The following is a 17,682-nucleotide window of genomic DNA, read 5'->3' as shown; positions in this document are numbered from 1 at the left end:
ATCTTCGCATTTCAACCTTCATGCAGGAGATCGAACGCCTGAAAACTATCGGCGCGCGGTCCCCGTTATCGCCTGAGATTTCCCATCACGCAAATCGAATAATGATAAATCATTGCGTGTATGTAATTTATCATTATAAATAGTCCCTTGAGATACGCCAAATCGAAAGGACTTCCCCATGAAGAGGCTGTTCCGGAATGCCCTCGCGGCTGTCGGGCTCGTTTCACTCCTTGCAGGCGCAGGACAGGTTGCGGCGCAAACGCCGCCCAATGTGCTTGTCGTCGGGCAGATCGCCGAACCCAAGTCGCTCGATCCCCATACGGTCACGGCGACCAACGACTTCCGGATCCTCGTCAACATCTATGACGGCCTGGTGCGGTTCAAGGATGGCACGCTCGAGGTTGAGCCGGCTCTGGCGGAAAGCTGGGACATCTCCGAAAACGGGAAGACCTACACATTCAAGCTGCGCGAGGGCGTGAAATTCCACGACGGCTCGGACTTCAACGCCGAAGCCGTGAAGTTCAATTTCGACCGCATGCTGAAGGAAGACCATCCCTTCTACGACACGGGTCCTTTCCCGCTGTCGTTCAACTTCGCGTCGGTCGACTCCGTCAACGTGATTGATCCGCTCACGGTCGAATTCAAGCTGAAGGAGGCGTTTGCCCCGTTTCTTTCGAACCTTGCCTATCCGACGGGTCTGATCGTTTCCCCTGCCTCGGTTGAGCAGCATGACAAGAACTATGGGCGCAATCCCTCGGGCACCGGTCCCTTCAAGTTCGTCGAGTGGCAGTCGAACCAGCGGGTCGTGATCGAGGCGAACCCGGATTACTGGGGAGGGGCTGCCGGTCTTGAGGCTGTCGTGTTTCGCCCGATCACCGATGCCAATACGCGCGTGGCGGAAATGATGGCCGGCGGGATCGACGTGATGGTCGAGGTGCCACCGGACAATCTTGCGACCTTCAAGCAGGATGCCGCATTTACCGTGGCCGAACGGGCAGGCCCGCATGTCTGGTTCGGCATTCTCAACACCAAGAGTGGCCCCTTCGCCGACAAGCGTGTTCGCCAGGCCGCCAACTACGCGGTCAACAAGCAGACCCTCGTCGACAATGTCCTGCAGGGCACCGCGACGGTTGCGGCCGGTCCCATTCCGCCGGCCTTCAACTGGGTGGAAAGCTCCGTCTCTCCCTATGCCCATGATCCTGAAAAGGCCAAGGCACTGCTTGCCGAAGCAGGCGTCGAGAAGCCAGAGGTCACCTTCTACGTGACCGAGGGTGGCTCGGGCATGCTCGACCCGGTGACTATGGGGGCGGCGATCCAAGCTGATCTCCAGGCTGTTGGCTTCGACGTGAAGATCGAGACCTACGAGTGGAATACCTTCCTTGGTCGGGTCAATCAGGGCCTCGACGGGCAGGCCGACATGGCCGAGATGGCCTGGATGACCAATGATCCCGACACCGTGCCGTATCTGACGCTGCGCAGCGACGCGATGCCGGACCAGGGCGGTTTCAACTCGGGCTACTATTCGAACCCCGAAGTCGATGCTCTGCTGGAGAAAGCCCGCACCTCCACGGACCAGGCCGAACGCGGCAAGCTTTACGCCCAGGTTCAGGAGATCGTCCATGATGATGCTCCCTGGCTCTTCGTTGCCAACTGGAAGCAGAATGCGGTGACGACTGCGGCGGTCCAGGGCTTCAAGCTGCAGCCGTCCTTCCTCCTCAACCTGCATGGCGTGACCAAGCAGTAATCCTCCTAGTGCCGGTGCAGATGACCCAAGGTCGTCTGCGCCGGCCAAATACCTTTCGGAGGTGAATGTGGCGGGGTATATCCTCAAACGCCTGGCAGCACTCGTGCCCGTGCTCTTCGGGCTCTCCATCATCGTTTTTCTGGTGATGGCGCTGATCCCCGGCGATACGGCGACAGCCATTCTTGGCGCCTATGCGACGCCGGATAATGTCGAGCGCATAAACCGGGAGCTCGGGCTCGACAAACCGCTGGTCCAGCAATACCTGATCTGGATGAGCAATGTCCTGCAGGGTGACTTCGGCAGGTCCTATGCCTTGAACCGTCCCGTGCTGGACGAAGTGCTCGAGCGCTTCGGGGCGACACTGGTTCTTGCCGGTGTCGCACTCGTTCTCTGCACTGTCATCGGCCTCATTGCCGGAGTGGTATCGGCTGTCAGGCAGTTCGGCTGGGCGGATCGGGCAATCACCTTCTTCGTGCTGGCTGGCATCTCGATGCCCTCGTTTTGGCTCGGGCTCCTGCTGATCTACCTCTTTGCCGTCCATTGGCGCATGCTGCCTGCCTCCGGCATGTATGCCGTCTATGGTGGCGGCGATCTTCAGGATCTTCTCCTGCATCTCATCCTTCCGGCCGTGACGCTTGCCGTCGTTGCCGCCGGGGTCATCGCGCGACTGACACGGGCCGCCATGCTGGAGGTTCTTCGGCAGGACTATGTGCGCACGGCCCGCGCCAAGGGCCTCGCCGAACGGCGGGTGATCTATGGCCATGCCTTCCGGGCTGCTCTGGTCAGCATCATCCCTGTTATCGGCATCCAATCCGGCTTCGTGCTCGGGGGCGCCGTCTACATCGAGACGGTGTTCCAGTGGCCCGGAATCGGCGCCATGCTGGTCAAGGCAATTGCCAGCCGTGACATCCTGCTCGTCCAAGGCGGCGTCCTCGTGGTCGCGACAAGCTACGTGCTCTTCAACCTCGTGGCCGATGTGCTGCAATCCATGCTCGACCCAAGGATACGCACGTGACTCCAGTTTCAGAGACATCCGCGCCTTCCGCCGCTTCCGGTCGGATCACCTCCTGGCGCCTTCTTCTCAACAATCGCTTAGCGGCAGCAGGTCTCCTGCTGATCGGTCTGATCGCCGTTCTGATCCTGCTCGTCCCGGTCCTGCCCTTGCCGGACCCTGATGCCACTGCGCCGGCGGACAGACTGAAGCCGGTCTTCAGTGCCGGCCATCTGTTGGGCACGGACCAGCTTGGACGCGACATCTTGAGCCGGCTCCTCTGGGGGACGCGCCTCTCAGTGACGGTCGGCTTCACGGCGACGCTCATCGCGGCGCTTCTCGGGTCCGCCATCGGCATCGTCGCCGGCTATGTCGGCGGGCGCACCGACAATGCCATCATGCGCGGCATCGATATGTTGATGGCATTTCCATACATCCTGCTTGCGCTGGCGATCGTCGCCGCTTTGGGTCCGGGCCTGATGAACGCGCTTTATGCGATCGCCATCGTCAACATCCCCTTCTTTGCACGTAACGTGCGCGGCGTGACGCTCGGCTACGCCCATCGGGAATTCGTCGACGCGGCGCGCCTCTCCGGCAAGGGGCACCTTTCTGTGATGTTCACCGAGGTGCTGCCGAATGTTGCGCCCGTCATCGTCATCACCATGTCGACAACGGCCGGCTGGATGATCCTGGAGACGGCGGGCTTGAGCTTTCTCGGCCTCGGCGCACAGCCGCCGCAGGCCGATCTCGGGTCGATGCTGGGCGAGGGCAGGGCGCAGCTCTTCACCGCACCGCATGTCTCGATCGTGCCTGGCGTGATGATTTTCCTCATCGTCATCAGCCTGAACGTGCTGGGCGACGGCATTCGCGACATCCTCGATCCGCGGCTCCGTTCCGGCGCGCTCGCGCGTCCCGGACCCGTGACGGAAGTCGCAGCCGATCGCTCGATCCCGGCTCGCTCGCAGAGCGATGCGGTCCTTTGCATCGAAGGCTTGGAGACAGTTTTCCGCAACGGTTCTGAGATCTCTCCTGCCGTGAACGGGGTCTCTCTCCATGTGAAGCGAGGCGAGTGTCTCGGTCTGATCGGCGAGAGCGGATCTGGCAAGAGTGTCACGGCTCTGTCCGTCATGGGACTGGTCGCCTCGCCACCCGGCGTCATTCGCAACGGGGCGATCTATGTCGGTGACGAAGACGTTCTTTCGATCCCGCAAACACGGTTGATCTCCCTGCGCGGCAGCCGCGTTGCCTATGTCTTCCAGGATCCGCTGACAACTCTGCATCCGATGTATCCCGTGGGGCGGCAGGTCGAAGAGGCGATCGCTGCGCACCAGTCGCTCGGGGCGTCCGAACGCCACGAAAAGGCGATCGCACTCCTGGAGAAGGTGGGAATACCGGATCCCAGGGAACGGGCGAAGCATTACCCACACCAGCTGTCCGGCGGTCAGCGGCAGCGCATCGGGATCGCCATGGCGCTTGCCAACGATCCTGACGTCATCATCGCAGATGAACCGACGACGGCACTCGACGTCACCGTCCAGGCCCGCATTCTTGAGCTCCTGCGGGATCTGCAACGTGAACGCGGGATGGCCCTTCTCTTCATCACCCATGACTTTGGTGTGGTCTCGGAGATCTGCGACCGCGTGGCGGTCATGAAGGATGGGCAAATCGTCGAGACGGGGGAGACACGCGCGGTGCTCGCCAAGCCTCAGCACGATTACACCAAGCGCCTGATCGCCTGCGTACCCGAGCTTGGCACAGGCGTGGCGTTCCTCGACCGGGTCGCCAAACTCTTTCCTCGACAGAAAACGGAGGTGTCATGACAGGTCATGCACTCCAGGTCCGCGAACTGACCAAATCTTTCGGTGGCGGGCGAAGCCTGTTCGGCAAAGAGCGCCACGAGATCAAGGCGGTCAAATCGGTTTCGCTCGATCTCGCACGCGGGGAAACGCTTGCGGTTGTCGGTGAGAGTGGGTCGGGCAAGAGCACGCTTGCGCGCATGCTCGTCGGGCTCGAGACGCCAACGTCGGGCAGCATGCTGATCGGTGGCAAGGATGCAGACGCGCTGCGTCGGGAGGGGCCGCGCGCTTTCGGCAAGACGATCCAGTATGTCTTCCAGGATCCGGTCGCCTCCCTCAATCCACGCAAGACAATCGGCAACATCCTGGAGACGCCGCTCAAGCTTCTTTGTGGCTATGAAGACTCCAGGCGACGCGCGCGGATGCGGGAGCTTCTCGATGCCGTGCAGATGCCGGAAAACACGCTGTCACGGTATCCGCACGAGTTTTCCGGCGGTCAGGCACAGCGGATCGCCATTGCGCGGGCATTGGCGGCAGAGGCGGAAATCCTCGTATTCGACGAGCCGGTCAGCGCGCTCGATGTCGGCGTTCAGGCGCAGGTCTTGCTGCTTCTGAGCGATCTGAAGCAGCGCTTCGGCCTGTCCTATCTCTTCATCAGTCACGACCTCGCCGTGGTCGAGGCAATCTCCGACCGGGTTGCCGTCATGCATTTGGGTGAAATCGTCGAGACGGCACCCGCGGCGAGGCTTTTTGCCGATCCTGAACATGATTATACACGGCAGCTTGTAGCGAGTGCTCCTCGCATCCGGAGAGACTGACCGACGATGACCGACATGAGCGAAAAGGCGGATAAACGGGCCGAGGACGGCAAGCGCCTTTTCACGCCGGCCGGCAAGCCCAAGCGGCGCCCCGAAGCCATCGCCGATCTGATGAAGGATTTCATCCGATCACAGAAGCTCGCGCCCGGTGATCGCCTGCCACAGGAGCGGGAGTTGATCGATCGTTTCAAGGCGGCCAAGGGGACCGTGCGCGAAGCCATGAAGGCGCTGGAAACGCAGGGCCTCATCTTCACGCGCAGCGGTCCGGGCGGCGGAGCTTTCGTTGCAGCGCCGTCCGCGCAACATGCGATGGAGCTCCTCTCGACCCACTTCTTCTTCAGCCCGCCGACCCTTTCCGATATCTACGCCATTCGCAAGGCGCTGGAGCCTGAGGTGGCAGCACTCCTTGCCGGACACGTTTCAGCAGAACAGCTCGCGCTGCTCGAACGGACTATCCGGATCTACGATCATCCTCCGATCGACCGGGAAGAGCAGTATCGCCAGCGTGTCGCGGAGCTCGACTTCCATTCCCTGCTTGCGCAGTTCAGCCCCAACCCTCTGCTCGGGTTTCTCTGTGGGTTGATGCACAATCTCCTGCGCGAATTGCCTCTTGCGCGGCAGATCTATGCAGACCCTTCGCCCGGCTCGCGGGAAGAGGGCTTGTCCTATCAGTACCGGCTGATGGCTGCGCTGAAGGACGGGCGGGCGGATAACGCGCGCGCGATCGCTGCCGATCACATGGCTTTTGCCGAGGCCTACATGCTCCAGTGTGCGGAGCGACTGCAGTCTGAGCGGCTGTCTGAGGCTTCAGAGAAGGCGTAAGTCTTAGCTTACTAATTTTCTCAATTAGGACGACATCTTCCTCGCGCCGATCCTGCTTTCCTTCAGTATTTCATCCAGCTCAACGTCGCCTGGGGCGAAGTGATGGCCTATCTGTCGATCATCACGGTCCCGGTGCTCGTCTTCTACCTCTTCCTGCAGCGCGCCTTCATCTCCAGCATTGCTGCGACGGGGTTGAAGGGGTAGAGGGCGGCAACACGCAGCTCGGTTATGCCTCCTCCTCGCGCGGGATCCTGAACCAGGCCACGTAGAGGGCTGGCAGGAAGAGCAGGGTGAGGACGGTGCCGACCACGATGCCGCCCATCATGGCGTAGGCCATCGGGCCCCAGAAGACCTCGCGAGAGATCGGGATGAGCGCCAGTGTGGCCGCGGCAGCAGTCAGCATGATCGGACGCATGCGGTGCTCGGTTGCTTCGACGACGGCGCGCCAGGGCGACATTCCTTCGCTTCTCAGCTGTTCGATCTGGACGACCAGGATGACCGAGTTTCGGATCAGGATGCCGACCAGCGCGAGGATCCCCAGGATGGCGACGAAGCCCATTGGCGCGTTGCTGAGCAGCAGCGCGGCCACGACGCCGATCAAGGCCAGCGGAGCGACCGCGAAGACGAGGAACAGTCGGCTGAAGCTCTGAAGCTGGATCATTAGGATGGTAGCCATGGCAAAGAGCATCAGTGGCGCCACCGCAACGATCGGGCCTTGAGATTCGGCACTCGACTCGACCGAACCACCGATTTCCACCGTATAGCCGACCGGCATAGTCTTCGTGAAGGCCTCCACCTCGGGCTTCAGGTCCTCGACGATGGTTGCCGGCTGGGTGGATCCGATCACGGCCGCTTTCACGGTGATGGTGGGGATCCGATCGCGGCGGGCAATCATCGGCTGTTCGACTTCATAGCGGAACTTCGCAACCGCCGACAGCGGCACGGAATTCCCGCTGGCGCTGGGGAGCTGCAGGTTCTTCAAGGTTTCGATGGCGCCCCGTTCGGAATCCTGCGCGCGGCCGATGACGTCGACGAGGTAGATGTCGTCCCTGACCTTGGTTGCCGTCGAACCCTCTACGATCCCGTTGAGGCCGGTTGCGATATCGCTGGAGGAAATGCCCAGCTGCCGTGCCTTGTCCTGGAGGACGTCAACCTTCACGACGCGCGATGGTTCGTTCCAGTCAAAGGTCATGTTGCTAAGCAGGGGATGGCTGCCGATGACGCCGCCGAACTCGCGTGCGAGCTTGCGAACCGTCTGGATGTCGGGTCCCGAGACGCGGTACTGCACGGGCTTGCCGACCGGAGGACCGATGTCGAGCAGCTTCACAAAGGCGTCGGTGCCGGGAAATGTCTTCGACAGGTAGTCCTGCAGATCGGCGCGCAGCCGGTTTCTCGCTTCGAGATCCTTGGTGACGATGACGACCTGACCCATCCAGGTGGCAGGGGTGGAGACGTCATAGGAGAGGATGAAGCGCGGTGCTCCCTCGCCGACATAGGTCGACCAGTGATCGATGTCGGGATTGCCGACCAGCTTGTCCTGCTCGAATTGCGAGATCTGCCGGTTGGTTTCGGCAATCGTGCTGTTTTGCGGAAGTTCCCAGTCGACGATCAGTTCGACGCGGTCCGATGCCGGGAAGAATTGCTGCTGGACAAGACCCAATCCACCCACAGACATGGCAAAGACCGCGACCGTGGCGACGATCGTGACCCAGCGCCAGCGCATGGCAAGGCCGAGCAGCGAGGCGAAGATCGTGGCAAACCGTCCCTTGGTCTCGTGGTGGGACTTCATGGTTTTCGGCAGGATCGTCACGCCGAGCAGTGGCGTGAACAGCACGGCAACCACCCAGGAGACGATCAGCGAGACAGCGATTACCACGAACAGGGTGAAGGTGAATTCACCGGCGGCGCTGTTGTTCAGACCGATGGGAATGAAGCCGGCGACCGTGACCAGGGTGCCCGTCAGCATCGGAAAGGCCGTGGAGGTGTAGACGTGCGTGGCAGCACTGCGGAGCGTATCTCCCGCTTCCAGCCGCGAGACCATCATTTCGACCGCGATCATGGCGTCGTCGACCAGGAGGCCGAGCGCAATGATCAGGGCGCCAAGCGAGATGCGCTGCAGGGATATGCCGGTATATTCCATGAAGACGAAGGTAATCGCGAGCACCAGCGGAATGGAGATCGCAACCACCAATCCCGCGCGAACGCCCAGGCTTATGAAGCTGATCGCGAGAACAATCACGATCGCCTCGAAGAGGGCTTTGGTGAAGCCGGAGACCGCTTCTTCGACGACAGCGGGCTGATCCGACACGCGCTCCACGGTCACGCCGATCGGCAGGTCCGCGACCACACGGTCGAGTTCGGCGTCGAGCTGTTCTCCGAAAGTCAGCAGGTTTGCGCCCGTTTTCATGCCTATGGCGAGACCGATTGCCGGTTTGCCCTTGAACCGGAAGAGGGATGACGGCGGGTCGACATAACCGCGCTTGATGGTCGCGATATCGGTGAGCGGGAAGAAGCGGTCGTTGACGCTCAGATTGATCGACTTCAGGCTTTCCTCAGAGGTGAACTGGCCGCTGACGCGCAGCGCGATGCGCTCGGCTCCAGCCTCGACCACGCCGGACTGCGTCACCGCATTCTGTGCCTGCAGCGTCTCCAAAATGGATTGCTGATCGATGCCAAGCGCTGCGATCTTCCGGGTCGAAAACTCCAGGTAGATCACCTCATCCTGCGCCCCGATGACGTCAATCTTGCCGACATTCGGCACGGTCAGGAGCTTGGCTCTCGCGTCTTCCACGAGGTCGCGCATCTGCCGCTGGCTCAGGCCGTCCGAGGTGAAGGCATAGATGTTGCCGTAGACGTCGCCGAAGTTGTCGTTGAAGAAGGGGCCGAGGACACCGCTCGGGAGTTCGCCCTTGATGTCGTTCACCATGTTGCGGACACGCACCCAATTGTCCGTGACCTGGCTGGCCTTCGTCGAGGACAGAAGCTCGACAAAAATGGTGGTCTGGCCGGCCTTGGTGACGCTGCGCGTATAGTCGAGAGCGTCCAGTTCCTGCAGCTTTTTCTCGATGCGGTCCGTCACCTGCAGCGTCACCTCCTCAGCGGAGGCGCCGGGCCACTGGGCGTTGATGATCATGGTCTTGATCGTAAACGCGGGATCTTCCTCGCGGCCGAGATTAATGTAGGACAGGGTCCCTGCCACCACGAAGATCAGCATGAAGTACCAGACGAGAGAACGGTGTTCGAGCGCCCAATCCGAGAGGTTGAAGGATTTCACTTGGTCATCTCCTGATCGACGCGGATGGTCTGGCCTTCTTCAAGACTGTTGACGCCTGCGGTGACGACGCGATCACCGGCTTCGACGCCCGAAATGACGGCGACGCTGCCGCCGGACGACGGGTCTCCGTCGATGGTCACGGTGCGCGAGGTGACCGTGCTTGAGGTCTCATCGACAATCCAGACGAGGGTGCCTCCCTCGCCGGTCTTGATTGCCGAGCCAGGCAGGCGAATGACGGGTGTGCTGCGATCGCTGCTGGTGGCAGTGATGACGGAACCAAGCCGCATGACCTCCGGCGGATCGATCAGTGCCAGTTTCGTGCGATAGGTGCGCGTGATCGCATCGGCCTGCGGAGCGATTTCGCGGACAATCGCCTGTGCGCGCACCGTCGGATCAAGTTGCAAGGCAACCTCGAACGGGGCACCGGGTTTCAGGTTTGCGCCGATTGCTTCGGGAACGTCGATAACGGCGTCGCGCACTTCCGGACGAGCCACAGTGGCGATCGCCTGACCTGCCGCAACCACCTGGCCGATTTCTGCTGACGTCGAGGTGACCACGCCGTCGAACTCTGCGACGAGGCGGGAATATCCCAACTGTTCCTGTGCCTTGCTGAGATTGGCCTTCGCCTTGGCGACGGCGGCCTCAGCCGTCTTGCGCTCCAGTTCCGCAGTCTCATAGGCGGCTTTCGCGCCCGACTGTCTTTCGAAGAGGGTCTTCTGGCGCTGCTCGGTGGTGATGGCGTTCGCAAGCTGCGCCTCGCTGTTGGCGAGGTCGGACTGCGCGCTCTTGACGGCCAGCTCGAGGGCGAGCGGATCCAGCGCTGCGAGAACATCACCCTTCTTGACCAGATCGCCGGTGTGGACATTGCGCGCGACAATCCGTCCGAGAATGCGGAAACCAAATTCGGTCTCGACGCGTGCCTCCACCGTGCCTGAAAGAGAAAGGCTCAAGGAGGGCTCGGGCTGGGCGACAAGAGAGAGCACCGGACGGGGTGGCAGTTGCGGGCTGTTTTCTTCCTCCTGGCATGCCGCAAGGGTGGTGCCGGCGAGAAGGAGTATGGCGAGCTTGGCTAGTGTTTTCATTGACCGGCTTCCTTCAGTGCCACGACTTCGCCCTCGCTGATGAACTTGGTGCCGTTGGTCACGACAACCTCTCCCGGCGTCACGCCAGAGCGCACGGCAAAGTATCCGCTGCCATAGGTTTGAACCTCGATCGGGCGGAGCGAGACCTTTGCGCTCTGCGGGTCGACTACCCAGAGGGCGGGTTGGCCGCCGTCTGAAGTGATGGCAGACCAGGGCAGTCTGATCGTCGGCTCCGGCTTGTAACGAGCGATGGCAATCACCGGGCTTCCAAGGCCAGGGGTCGCTCCTTCTTCAACCGCGAACTTGATCCTTATGGTGCCTGTGCTCCTGTCGATCGTCGGAGAGACTTCTCGAAGCGTGCCAGCCATGGGCGTGCCACCGCTCAAGGGCACGATCTCGACCTTCGGCTCGAACTCCCGGCCCATGCCGAGAAGCAGGGATTCGTCGATGTTGAAGACGGCGTCGCGCGGCCCGTCCTGGGCCAGCGTGAAGACCACCTGGGCAGCCTGTGCGACTTGCCCTACTTCAGCGTTGCGCGCGGTGATGATGCCGTCGGCGTCGGCTTTCAGCTCTGTCTGTGCCAGCGTGTCGCGTGCCGTATCCAGTTGAGCTTGCGCGGAAGCAACCGTTGCATTCGCCCGCAACAGCGCTTCGCGCGCCTCGTCCAGGGCGGCCTGTGTGCTGACGCCCGTGGTGAAGAGGCTGTTCTGGCGGTCGAGCGCCTGCTGCGCCTGCGTCTGCTGTGCCTCTGCCGATTGCAAGGTGGCCTGAGCCACCTGGACGTCGGCCTGCTGTTCTTCTGCGTCGATGCGCGCAAGAACCTGCCCCGCTTCCACCCGATCGCCCACATCCGCCAGGCGCTCCGTGATCCGGCCGCTGACCCGGAACGACAGCTCGGATTGCACACGGGCCTGGATCTCACCGGTGCTGGAAACCGTTTCGGACCATGGCTCTGTCGCGACCGTTACCGTCTCGACAAGCCGAGGAGCCTTCTGGGTGGCCTCATCTGCGGGAGCACACGCGGCGAGGGCCGTGCAGCAGCAGGTCACAAGGAGCAGGGAATTGAGCCGGTGCATGATCGCCTCTTGAACTAAGGAGCCGAAGCGCTATCATTGAATGACTAGAAAGTCAATGAATTGAATTTTGACTATTCCGATGAGGGTGTTTGAATGACGAATGCGCGCAAACTCACCAGAGCCGAGCAGAAAGCGCTGCGGCCGATCCAGATCCTAGATGCAGCCTTTGACGAATTTGTTGCGAACGGTTTCAGCGCCGCACGTGTCGAGGACATCGCGGACCGGATCGGGGTCACGAAAGGGACCATCTATGTCTACTTCCCAACGAAGGAGGACTTGTTCGCCGCCATGATCCGGCACATCTCCGTGCCGCTCGAAGATCTCTTGAAAGAGTCTGGGGAGCTGAAGGGTTCACATGAACAGCGCCTGCGGTCCCTGCTCATGCTCGCGTATCACCGCGTTGCTCAGGACAGGCGGTGCCGCGAACTGCTCCGCTTCGTGATCGCCGAGGGGAGTCGGTTCCGAGACGTGATCGATGCGCATTTTGCAGAGGTCATAGAGCCGCTCATTCAGCGTACACAGCTCATTCTCGATGAGGGGATCGCGGCTGGCGAGTTTCGCAAGGCCCCGGCGGCGAACGCCGATATCGTCGTTTCGCCCATCCTGTCCCTGATGATGGACTCGCTGATCCACGACAGCAAGCGCCGCGTGGATCTGGAGGCTTACATGGAAGCCCATCTCGACTTGGTGTTCAACAGCCTGTCGCGATCGAAGCCTGAAGGTGGAACGGACCAGGCTTGATGATCAAGCCTGGCTGCGCACCAGCACGAAATCGTGCTTCACTTCCCAGAATTCTTCCGTGAAGCCGTAGTCCGCGGCGCGCTTTGCATCCTTGCGACGATCGAACTTGGCAAGCAGGCTTTCCTTGACGCCGAAGACCGCATCGGAATGGATGTAGGGATCATCGGGGTCGAAGATATGCGTCACGAGCGTTTCGTATCCCTCTGCCTTGATGATGTAGTGCAGATGTGCCGGACGGTAGGGGTGGCGACCGAGCTTGCCGAGCAGTTGGCCGACCGGGCCGTCATCGGGGATCGGGTAGAATTTCGGCTTCACCGCCCGGAACCAATAATGCCCGTCCGGTCCGGTGCGGAAGACGCCGCGCAGGTTGAAATCGGGCTGAATGCCCTTCTGCTGCACATCGTAAAAGCCCTCGTCATTGGCCTGCCAGACATCGATCACGGCATCGGTGATTGGCTTGCCCTCGGTGTCGAGGATGCGGCCTTCGATGACCATGTCCTCGCCCTTAGAATCCAGGCAGATATTGGCGCCCATCGGCAGCTCGGGAGCGTCGGCCACATGGAAGGGGCCGAGCACCGTGCTTTCCGAGGCGCCCGAGGGTTTGCGGTTGTTGACCGCATCGACGAGCATCGAGACGCCGAGCACGTCTGACAGCAGGATGAACTCCTGCCGCCATTCGTTGCACATCTGGCCTGTGCGGGTGAGGAATAGGATCGCCTCCATCCATTCATCCTGGGTCGGCTCCAGTTCCTTGACCGCCTCGTGCAGCTTGCGGGTGATCACCTCCATCACCTGCTTGAGACGTTCGTCCTTGGCATTGGCGTTGCGGCCGGTCACGACCTCAACGGAGGTCTCCTCGGTGAAATAGCCCTTCTCGTGCGCTTCCATGATCGCTCCTCACCGGTCCAGAATGGTTTTCAGGACGCGCCGCAGCTCGCTTTCGGGGTCCTTGACGGCGGCTTCCGCGCGCCAGGCGACGTGGTGGTCAGGGCGCACAAGAAGCGCGCCAGAATCGCGGATCTCGCGGGCGCGGGCCCAATCGCCGGAAAAGTCCTGCCAGGTCTGGCGGGGGCCGATCTTGTGAACCGTGATCGGCAGGCCAAACTCCTTCGACAGAGACTTCGCGGCCGCCACCCAGCCATCGCCGCCGATGCCGGTGAGAACAGTGAAGACGCCATGGCCGGTCAGATCAAGGCTGGAGACCTTTTCGCCTTCCGGCCCGAAAAGCCAGACATGCGGCAGGCGGGCGCCGGGCCAGGTGGTCGGCTGGTAGTGCAGTTCGGCATCCTTCTCGAAGGCCGGTTCCGGCTGCCCGTCGGTGACGATCGCGCCGGACTTGTAGCGCTGATTCATCTCAACGCCATGGGCGTCGAACTCGTAGACCTTGTGGGCAATCGCCTGGCGGATCGCCTCACGCTGTTTTTCCGCATCGTCCGTGTCGTTGCAGCGGGCGTCCATATTCTCCTGCATCTTCACCGGATCGACGGAGTCGAGCAGGCCGAGCGCCTTGAAAATCGGGCCGAATTCCTCGATCGACTTGTTGGCGCGGGTGACGATCTGCTTGGCGACCGGTGCGCGTTCGGCCTGGTAGCTTTCGAGCAGGCCCATGCCGGCCTGGCCTCTGATAACGGCGGCGAGCTTCCAGGCAAGATTAAATGCATCCTGGATCGAGGTGTTGGATCCCAGGCCGTTGGATGGCGGATGGCGGTGGGTGGCGTCGCCCATGCAGAAGACGCGGCCGTTCGACATCGTGGTCGCGTACATGTTGTTGACGGTCCAGGTCGAGACCGACTTGATCTTCGGCTGCAGGTCCTGGACGCCGACGAGATCGCGCACGACCTTGGTCGCGAAGGCATCATCGACGGCGGGTGCCGGCTGGTTGATGTCGTAGCCCCAGACGATCAGCCACTCGTTCCACGGCCGGACCATGCGCACCAGTCCCATGCCGATGCCGCCGACATCCGCACCCGGCTGCAGCACCCAGTAGAGCACCGAGGGGCGGTGGGCGACGTAGCGCGAGAGGTCGCATTCGAAGAGGATGTTCATCGAACCGGCGACGCCCATCTTGCCTTCGAAGGAGAGGCCGGCATGTTCGGCCACCTTGGAGTTGCCGCCGTCGGCGCCGACCAGGAATTTCGACCGCACGGTGAATTGCTTGCCGGTCAGGCGGTCAAGGCAAGTGGTGGTGACGCCGTCGGCATCCTGCACATGGCTCACATATTCCGTCGACATGCGCGCCTGCGCGCCACGCGAACAGGCCGTCTTGAAGAGCAGGGGCTCCATATAGGTCTGTGGCAGGTCGTTCATCCGGCCGGGCGAGGACAGGAGGTGTTCGGCGCGCGAGAGCGGATGGTTGCCCCAGCTCTGCATGCGGCCGATTTCTTCGCCGGCGACCGCCGTGCAGAAGACGTTCTGGCCCATCAGGTCCTGTTCGGTCGCGAACATATAGGCCTCGTCCTCGACGTCGCGGCCGAGATCGCGCAGCACCTCCATCGTGCGCTGGTTGGTGATGTGGGCGCGCGGCGTGTTGGCGAGCCAGCGATAGCGGTTGATGACCATGGGCTCGAGGCCGTAGCTCGCAAGCAATGCGGCGGTTGCCGAGCCGGCCGGCCCGGTGCCGATGATCAGGACGTCGGTTGTGATGTCAGCCATGTGGCCCTCCCTTTGTCGTTTGTTCGAGCGGTCCGCCCCTCAAGGTGCGGCGGACCGGAAAGAGTTCGATGCCGGTGCGGTCGGTGATCAGGCCCCAGATCCCGCGCGGCGCAAACAGCATGGTGATAATGGCAATCGCCCCGAGCAGCAGCAGGTACCAGGACCCATAGCTCGACAGCGCATTCTGCATCAGGAAGAAGATGATGACGCCGACGATCGGCCCTTCGATGGTGCCGATGCCGCCGATGATGACGATGAACAGCACATAGGCCGTCCAGTCGGTCAGCGAGAAGGCGGCATCGGGTGAGATACGGGCCTTCTGCAGATAGATGATCGCGCCGACGATGCCGGTGATGAAGGCGGTCGAGAGGTAGATCACGAGCTTCAGTCGGAGGGCATCGACTCCGAGAGCACGGGCGGCCGTCTCGTTGTCGCGGACGGCAGCAAGGCCCAAGCCCTGCTTGGAGCGTAGCAGGCGATAGACAAAGCCGATGGTCAGGACGAGAACCACCAATGCTAGCCAGAAGGCGACGGCGTCGGCTGCGGCTGCGGCCCGCATGCCGAACCAGTCTTCAAGCAGGGCGACGCCGAACATGTCGCGCGTTGCCTCGCGCGGGAGCGACGTACCAGTGCCGCCGCCAAGCGCCTTCCACTGGGCAAAGAGCAGCCGGCCCACTTCGGCGATGACCCAGGTGCCGATGGCAAAATACGGACCGTAGAGGCGGAAGGCAAAGAACGCCGTCGGTATCGAGACCAGCACTGCGAAGAGGCCGGCCAGCGGTATGGCCAGGATCGGGTCGAGGCCGAGAAGGATGACGAAGCCGAAGAGGGCATAGGCACCGCAGCCGACGAAGAGCTGCTGGCCGACGGAAATCAGCCCGGCGTAGCCGGCAAGCAGGTTCCAGCTTTGGGCGAGCGCCAGCATGGTCAGGATAAAGAAGAGGTCCTGCACCACGCCGCGCGAGACGACGAAGGGGGCGGCTGCCAGGAGCAGCACGAAGAGGATGGCTGCGATTGAAAACAGCGTGGAGAGGCGGGTGCGGGTTTCGACCCGCCAGGAAGGCGTCGGGCGCATGACGTTCGACAGGATGTCTCGGTTCGGGGTCATCGTCACCTCAATCGACAGCGCGCGGGAAGAGACCCCGCGGGCGGAACAGCAGGACCAGCAGGAAGGCGATATGGCCCGAGAGGATCTGCCATTCCGGGTTGATAGCGGCTCCGAACGTTTGTGCGACACCCAGAATGATGCCCCCGGCAAGCGTGCCCCAGAGTGAGCCGAGGCCTCCGATGATAACGGCTTCGAAGGCGTAGATCAGGCGTGCCGGACCGGCGGTCGGATCGAAATTGGCGCGGGTGCCGAGATAAAGCGCGGCGATCGTGACGATCACCATGGCAAGGCCTGTTGCGATGGCAAAGATCTGGTTCGGGCGGATGCCCATCAGGCCGGCCGTCACCACGTCGTCGGAAGTTGCGCGGAAGGCACGGCCCAGCGCCGTCTTGTAGATCAGCTGGTTGAGACCGACGATGACCAGGATCGCTGAGGTGAAGGTCAGCAGCGGCATGACGCCGGCATTGATGCCACCGAGCGAGAGCGATGCCTGCTCCAGGGCGCCAGCCGGGATGCGCTGGCTGTCCGCGGTAAAGGCTTCGAGTAAGCCGTTCTGGATGACGATCGACAGGCCGAAGGTGACGAGCAGCGGCGGCAGGATGTCCTTGCCGAGTGTGCGGTTCAGCAGGTGATATTGCAGCAGGTAGCCGATCGCGAACATCAGCGGACCGGCGATCAGGGCCGCCAGGAATGGATTGAGCCCGAGCGTCGACACGAGCAGCAGGATGAGGAAGGCGGCAAAGACGATGAGGTCGCCATGGGCGAGATTGACCAGCCGCATGATGCCGAAAACGAGCGACAGGCCGGCGGCGAAGAGGGCGTAGAGCCCGCCGAGCAGGATGCCCTGGAGAATGGTATCAAGCCAGTTCATGGGGCTCCGCTCCGAAATAGGCCGCGTGGATGTCGGCGCGGTCGAGCTCTGCCGGGCGCCCTTCGAGCGTGACCCGACCTTCCATCATGCAATAGACGCGGTCTGCAACCTGCAGCGCTTGGGCGATATCCTGCTCGACGATGACGATGGCGGCACCCGTCTCCCGGATGCGTGGGAAGGCAGCGTAGATGTCCTTGATGACGACGGGGGCAAGGCCGAGGCTCAACTCGTCGCAGAGCAGCACTTCGGGATTCGACATCAGCGCCCGGCCGATGGCAACCATCTGCTGCTGCCCACCGGACAGGGCCGTCGAGGGATTGCGACGGCGCTCCCTCAGGATCGGGAAAAGCTCATAGACCGTTTCGAGCGACCAGGGACCGCTTACCTTTCGGCCGTGGCGACCGACGAGCAGGTTTTCCTCGACCGTCAGCGAGGGGAAAAGCCGGCGGCCTTCCGGCACCAGCGCAATGCCGCGGGCCATGACGTCGGGGGCGGCGAGCGCGCCGATCGGTTCGTTCTTGTGGCGGATCGCATCCGGTTGGTTGCGCAACACGCCCGCAATGGATCGCATTAGTGTCGACTTGCCCGCGCCATTGGCGCCGATCACGGCAATCGTCTCGCCGGGGTTGAGGACGAGATCGACGCCGAACAGGGCCTGAAAGTCGCCGTAGAAGGCGGTGAGGTTCTTTGTTTCGATGAGGCTCACA

At 62.1% G+C, this 17,682-nt stretch carries 14 protein-coding genes; 6 read left to right on the top strand and 8 right to left on the bottom strand.

The genetic code is table 11. The annotated features are described in order from the left end of the window. Nucleotides 1–178 precede the first annotated feature (178 nt). The 5 genes from M1E12_RS15350 (at nt 179) to M1E12_RS15330 (ending at nt 6,171) form a co-directional block, all read left to right on the top strand. The gene (locus M1E12_RS15350; protein WP_479562417.1) at nt 179–1,744 is read left to right on the top strand and encodes an ABC transporter substrate-binding protein; all 1,566 of its coding nucleotides are present in this window, start codon (nt 179–181) and stop codon (nt 1,742–1,744) included. A 67-nt stretch (nt 1,745–1,811) separates the two neighbouring features. Continuing rightward, a complete protein-coding gene (locus M1E12_RS15345; RefSeq protein ID WP_479562416.1) occupies nt 1,812–2,759 on the top strand; it encodes an ABC transporter permease in 948 nt (315 codons plus the stop codon). Next, nucleotides 2,756–4,555, top strand: a complete 1,800-nt coding sequence (locus M1E12_RS15340; RefSeq protein ID WP_479562415.1) for a dipeptide/oligopeptide/nickel ABC transporter permease/ATP-binding protein — start codon at nt 2,756–2,758, stop codon at nt 4,553–4,555. Before M1E12_RS15345 ends, M1E12_RS15340 begins: the two co-directional genes overlap by 4 nt. Next, complete coding sequence (locus tag M1E12_RS15335; protein WP_479562414.1) at nt 4,552–5,349, top strand: ATP-binding cassette domain-containing protein; 798 nt, start codon at nt 4,552–4,554, stop codon at nt 5,347–5,349. Before M1E12_RS15340 ends, M1E12_RS15335 begins: the two co-directional genes overlap by 4 nt. Before the next feature lie 15 nt (nt 5,350–5,364). Continuing rightward, nucleotides 5,365–6,171 (top strand): FadR/GntR family transcriptional regulator, encoded by an 807-nt coding sequence (locus M1E12_RS15330; RefSeq protein WP_479564894.1) that lies wholly within the window; start codon nt 5,365–5,367, stop codon nt 6,169–6,171. A 226-nt stretch (nt 6,172–6,397) separates the two neighbouring features. Here the strand turns inward: M1E12_RS15330 and M1E12_RS15325 are convergent, their stop codons facing one another. The 3 genes from M1E12_RS15325 to M1E12_RS15315 are packed head-to-tail and all read right to left on the bottom strand — an operon-like array spanning nt 6,398 to nt 11,603. Beyond that, on the bottom strand, nt 6,398–9,445 hold the full coding sequence (locus M1E12_RS15325) for an efflux RND transporter permease subunit (RefSeq protein WP_479562413.1): 3,048 nt from the start codon (nt 9,443–9,445) through the stop codon (nt 6,398–6,400). Next, nucleotides 9,442–10,527, bottom strand: a complete 1,086-nt coding sequence (locus M1E12_RS15320) for an efflux RND transporter periplasmic adaptor subunit (protein ID WP_479562412.1) — start codon at nt 10,525–10,527, stop codon at nt 9,442–9,444. The genes M1E12_RS15325 and M1E12_RS15320 overlap by 4 nt, the downstream gene beginning before the upstream one ends. Continuing rightward, complete coding sequence (locus tag M1E12_RS15315; RefSeq protein ID WP_479562411.1) at nt 10,524–11,603, bottom strand: efflux RND transporter periplasmic adaptor subunit; 1,080 nt, start codon at nt 11,601–11,603, stop codon at nt 10,524–10,526. Before M1E12_RS15315 ends, M1E12_RS15320 begins: the two co-directional genes overlap by 4 nt. Nucleotides 11,604–11,696: 93 nt before the next feature. Here M1E12_RS15315 and M1E12_RS15310 point away from each other — a divergent pair, with 93 nt between their 5' ends. Continuing rightward, nucleotides 11,697–12,344, top strand: a complete 648-nt coding sequence (locus M1E12_RS15310; protein WP_479562410.1) for a TetR/AcrR family transcriptional regulator — start codon at nt 11,697–11,699, stop codon at nt 12,342–12,344. Between the two features lie 3 nt (nt 12,345–12,347). Here M1E12_RS15310 and M1E12_RS15305 read toward each other — a convergent pair whose 3' ends face one another. Genes M1E12_RS15305 through M1E12_RS15285 form a run of 5 tightly spaced genes read right to left on the bottom strand, consistent with a single transcriptional unit; the run spans nt 12,348 to nt 17,681 of the window. Beyond that, nucleotides 12,348–13,232, bottom strand: coding sequence for an intradiol ring-cleavage dioxygenase (locus tag M1E12_RS15305; RefSeq protein ID WP_479562409.1), 885 nt, complete (start codon nt 13,230–13,232; stop codon nt 12,348–12,350). A 9-nt stretch (nt 13,233–13,241) separates the two neighbouring features. Then, nucleotides 13,242–14,996 (bottom strand): FAD-dependent oxidoreductase, encoded by a 1,755-nt coding sequence (locus M1E12_RS15300; protein ID WP_479562408.1) that lies wholly within the window; start codon nt 14,994–14,996, stop codon nt 13,242–13,244. After that, a complete protein-coding gene (locus M1E12_RS15295) occupies nt 14,989–16,104 on the bottom strand; it encodes a branched-chain amino acid ABC transporter permease (protein WP_479562407.1) in 1,116 nt (371 codons plus the stop codon). The genes M1E12_RS15300 and M1E12_RS15295 overlap by 8 nt, the downstream gene beginning before the upstream one ends. 7 nt (nt 16,105–16,111) lie before the next feature. Continuing rightward, on the bottom strand, nt 16,112–16,975 hold the full coding sequence (locus tag M1E12_RS15290; protein ID WP_136537827.1) for a branched-chain amino acid ABC transporter permease: 864 nt from the start codon (nt 16,973–16,975) through the stop codon (nt 16,112–16,114). Beyond that, complete coding sequence (locus M1E12_RS15285) at nt 16,962–17,681, bottom strand: ABC transporter ATP-binding protein (RefSeq protein ID WP_479562406.1); 720 nt, start codon at nt 17,679–17,681, stop codon at nt 16,962–16,964. Before M1E12_RS15285 ends, M1E12_RS15290 begins: the two co-directional genes overlap by 14 nt. Nucleotide 17,682: the final 1 nt, after the last annotated feature.

Source organism: Rhizobium sp. K33 (assembly GCF_056501445.1).
The sequence above is the reverse complement of the archived record's forward strand: the minus strand, read 5'-3'. Positions and strand labels throughout refer to the sequence as shown.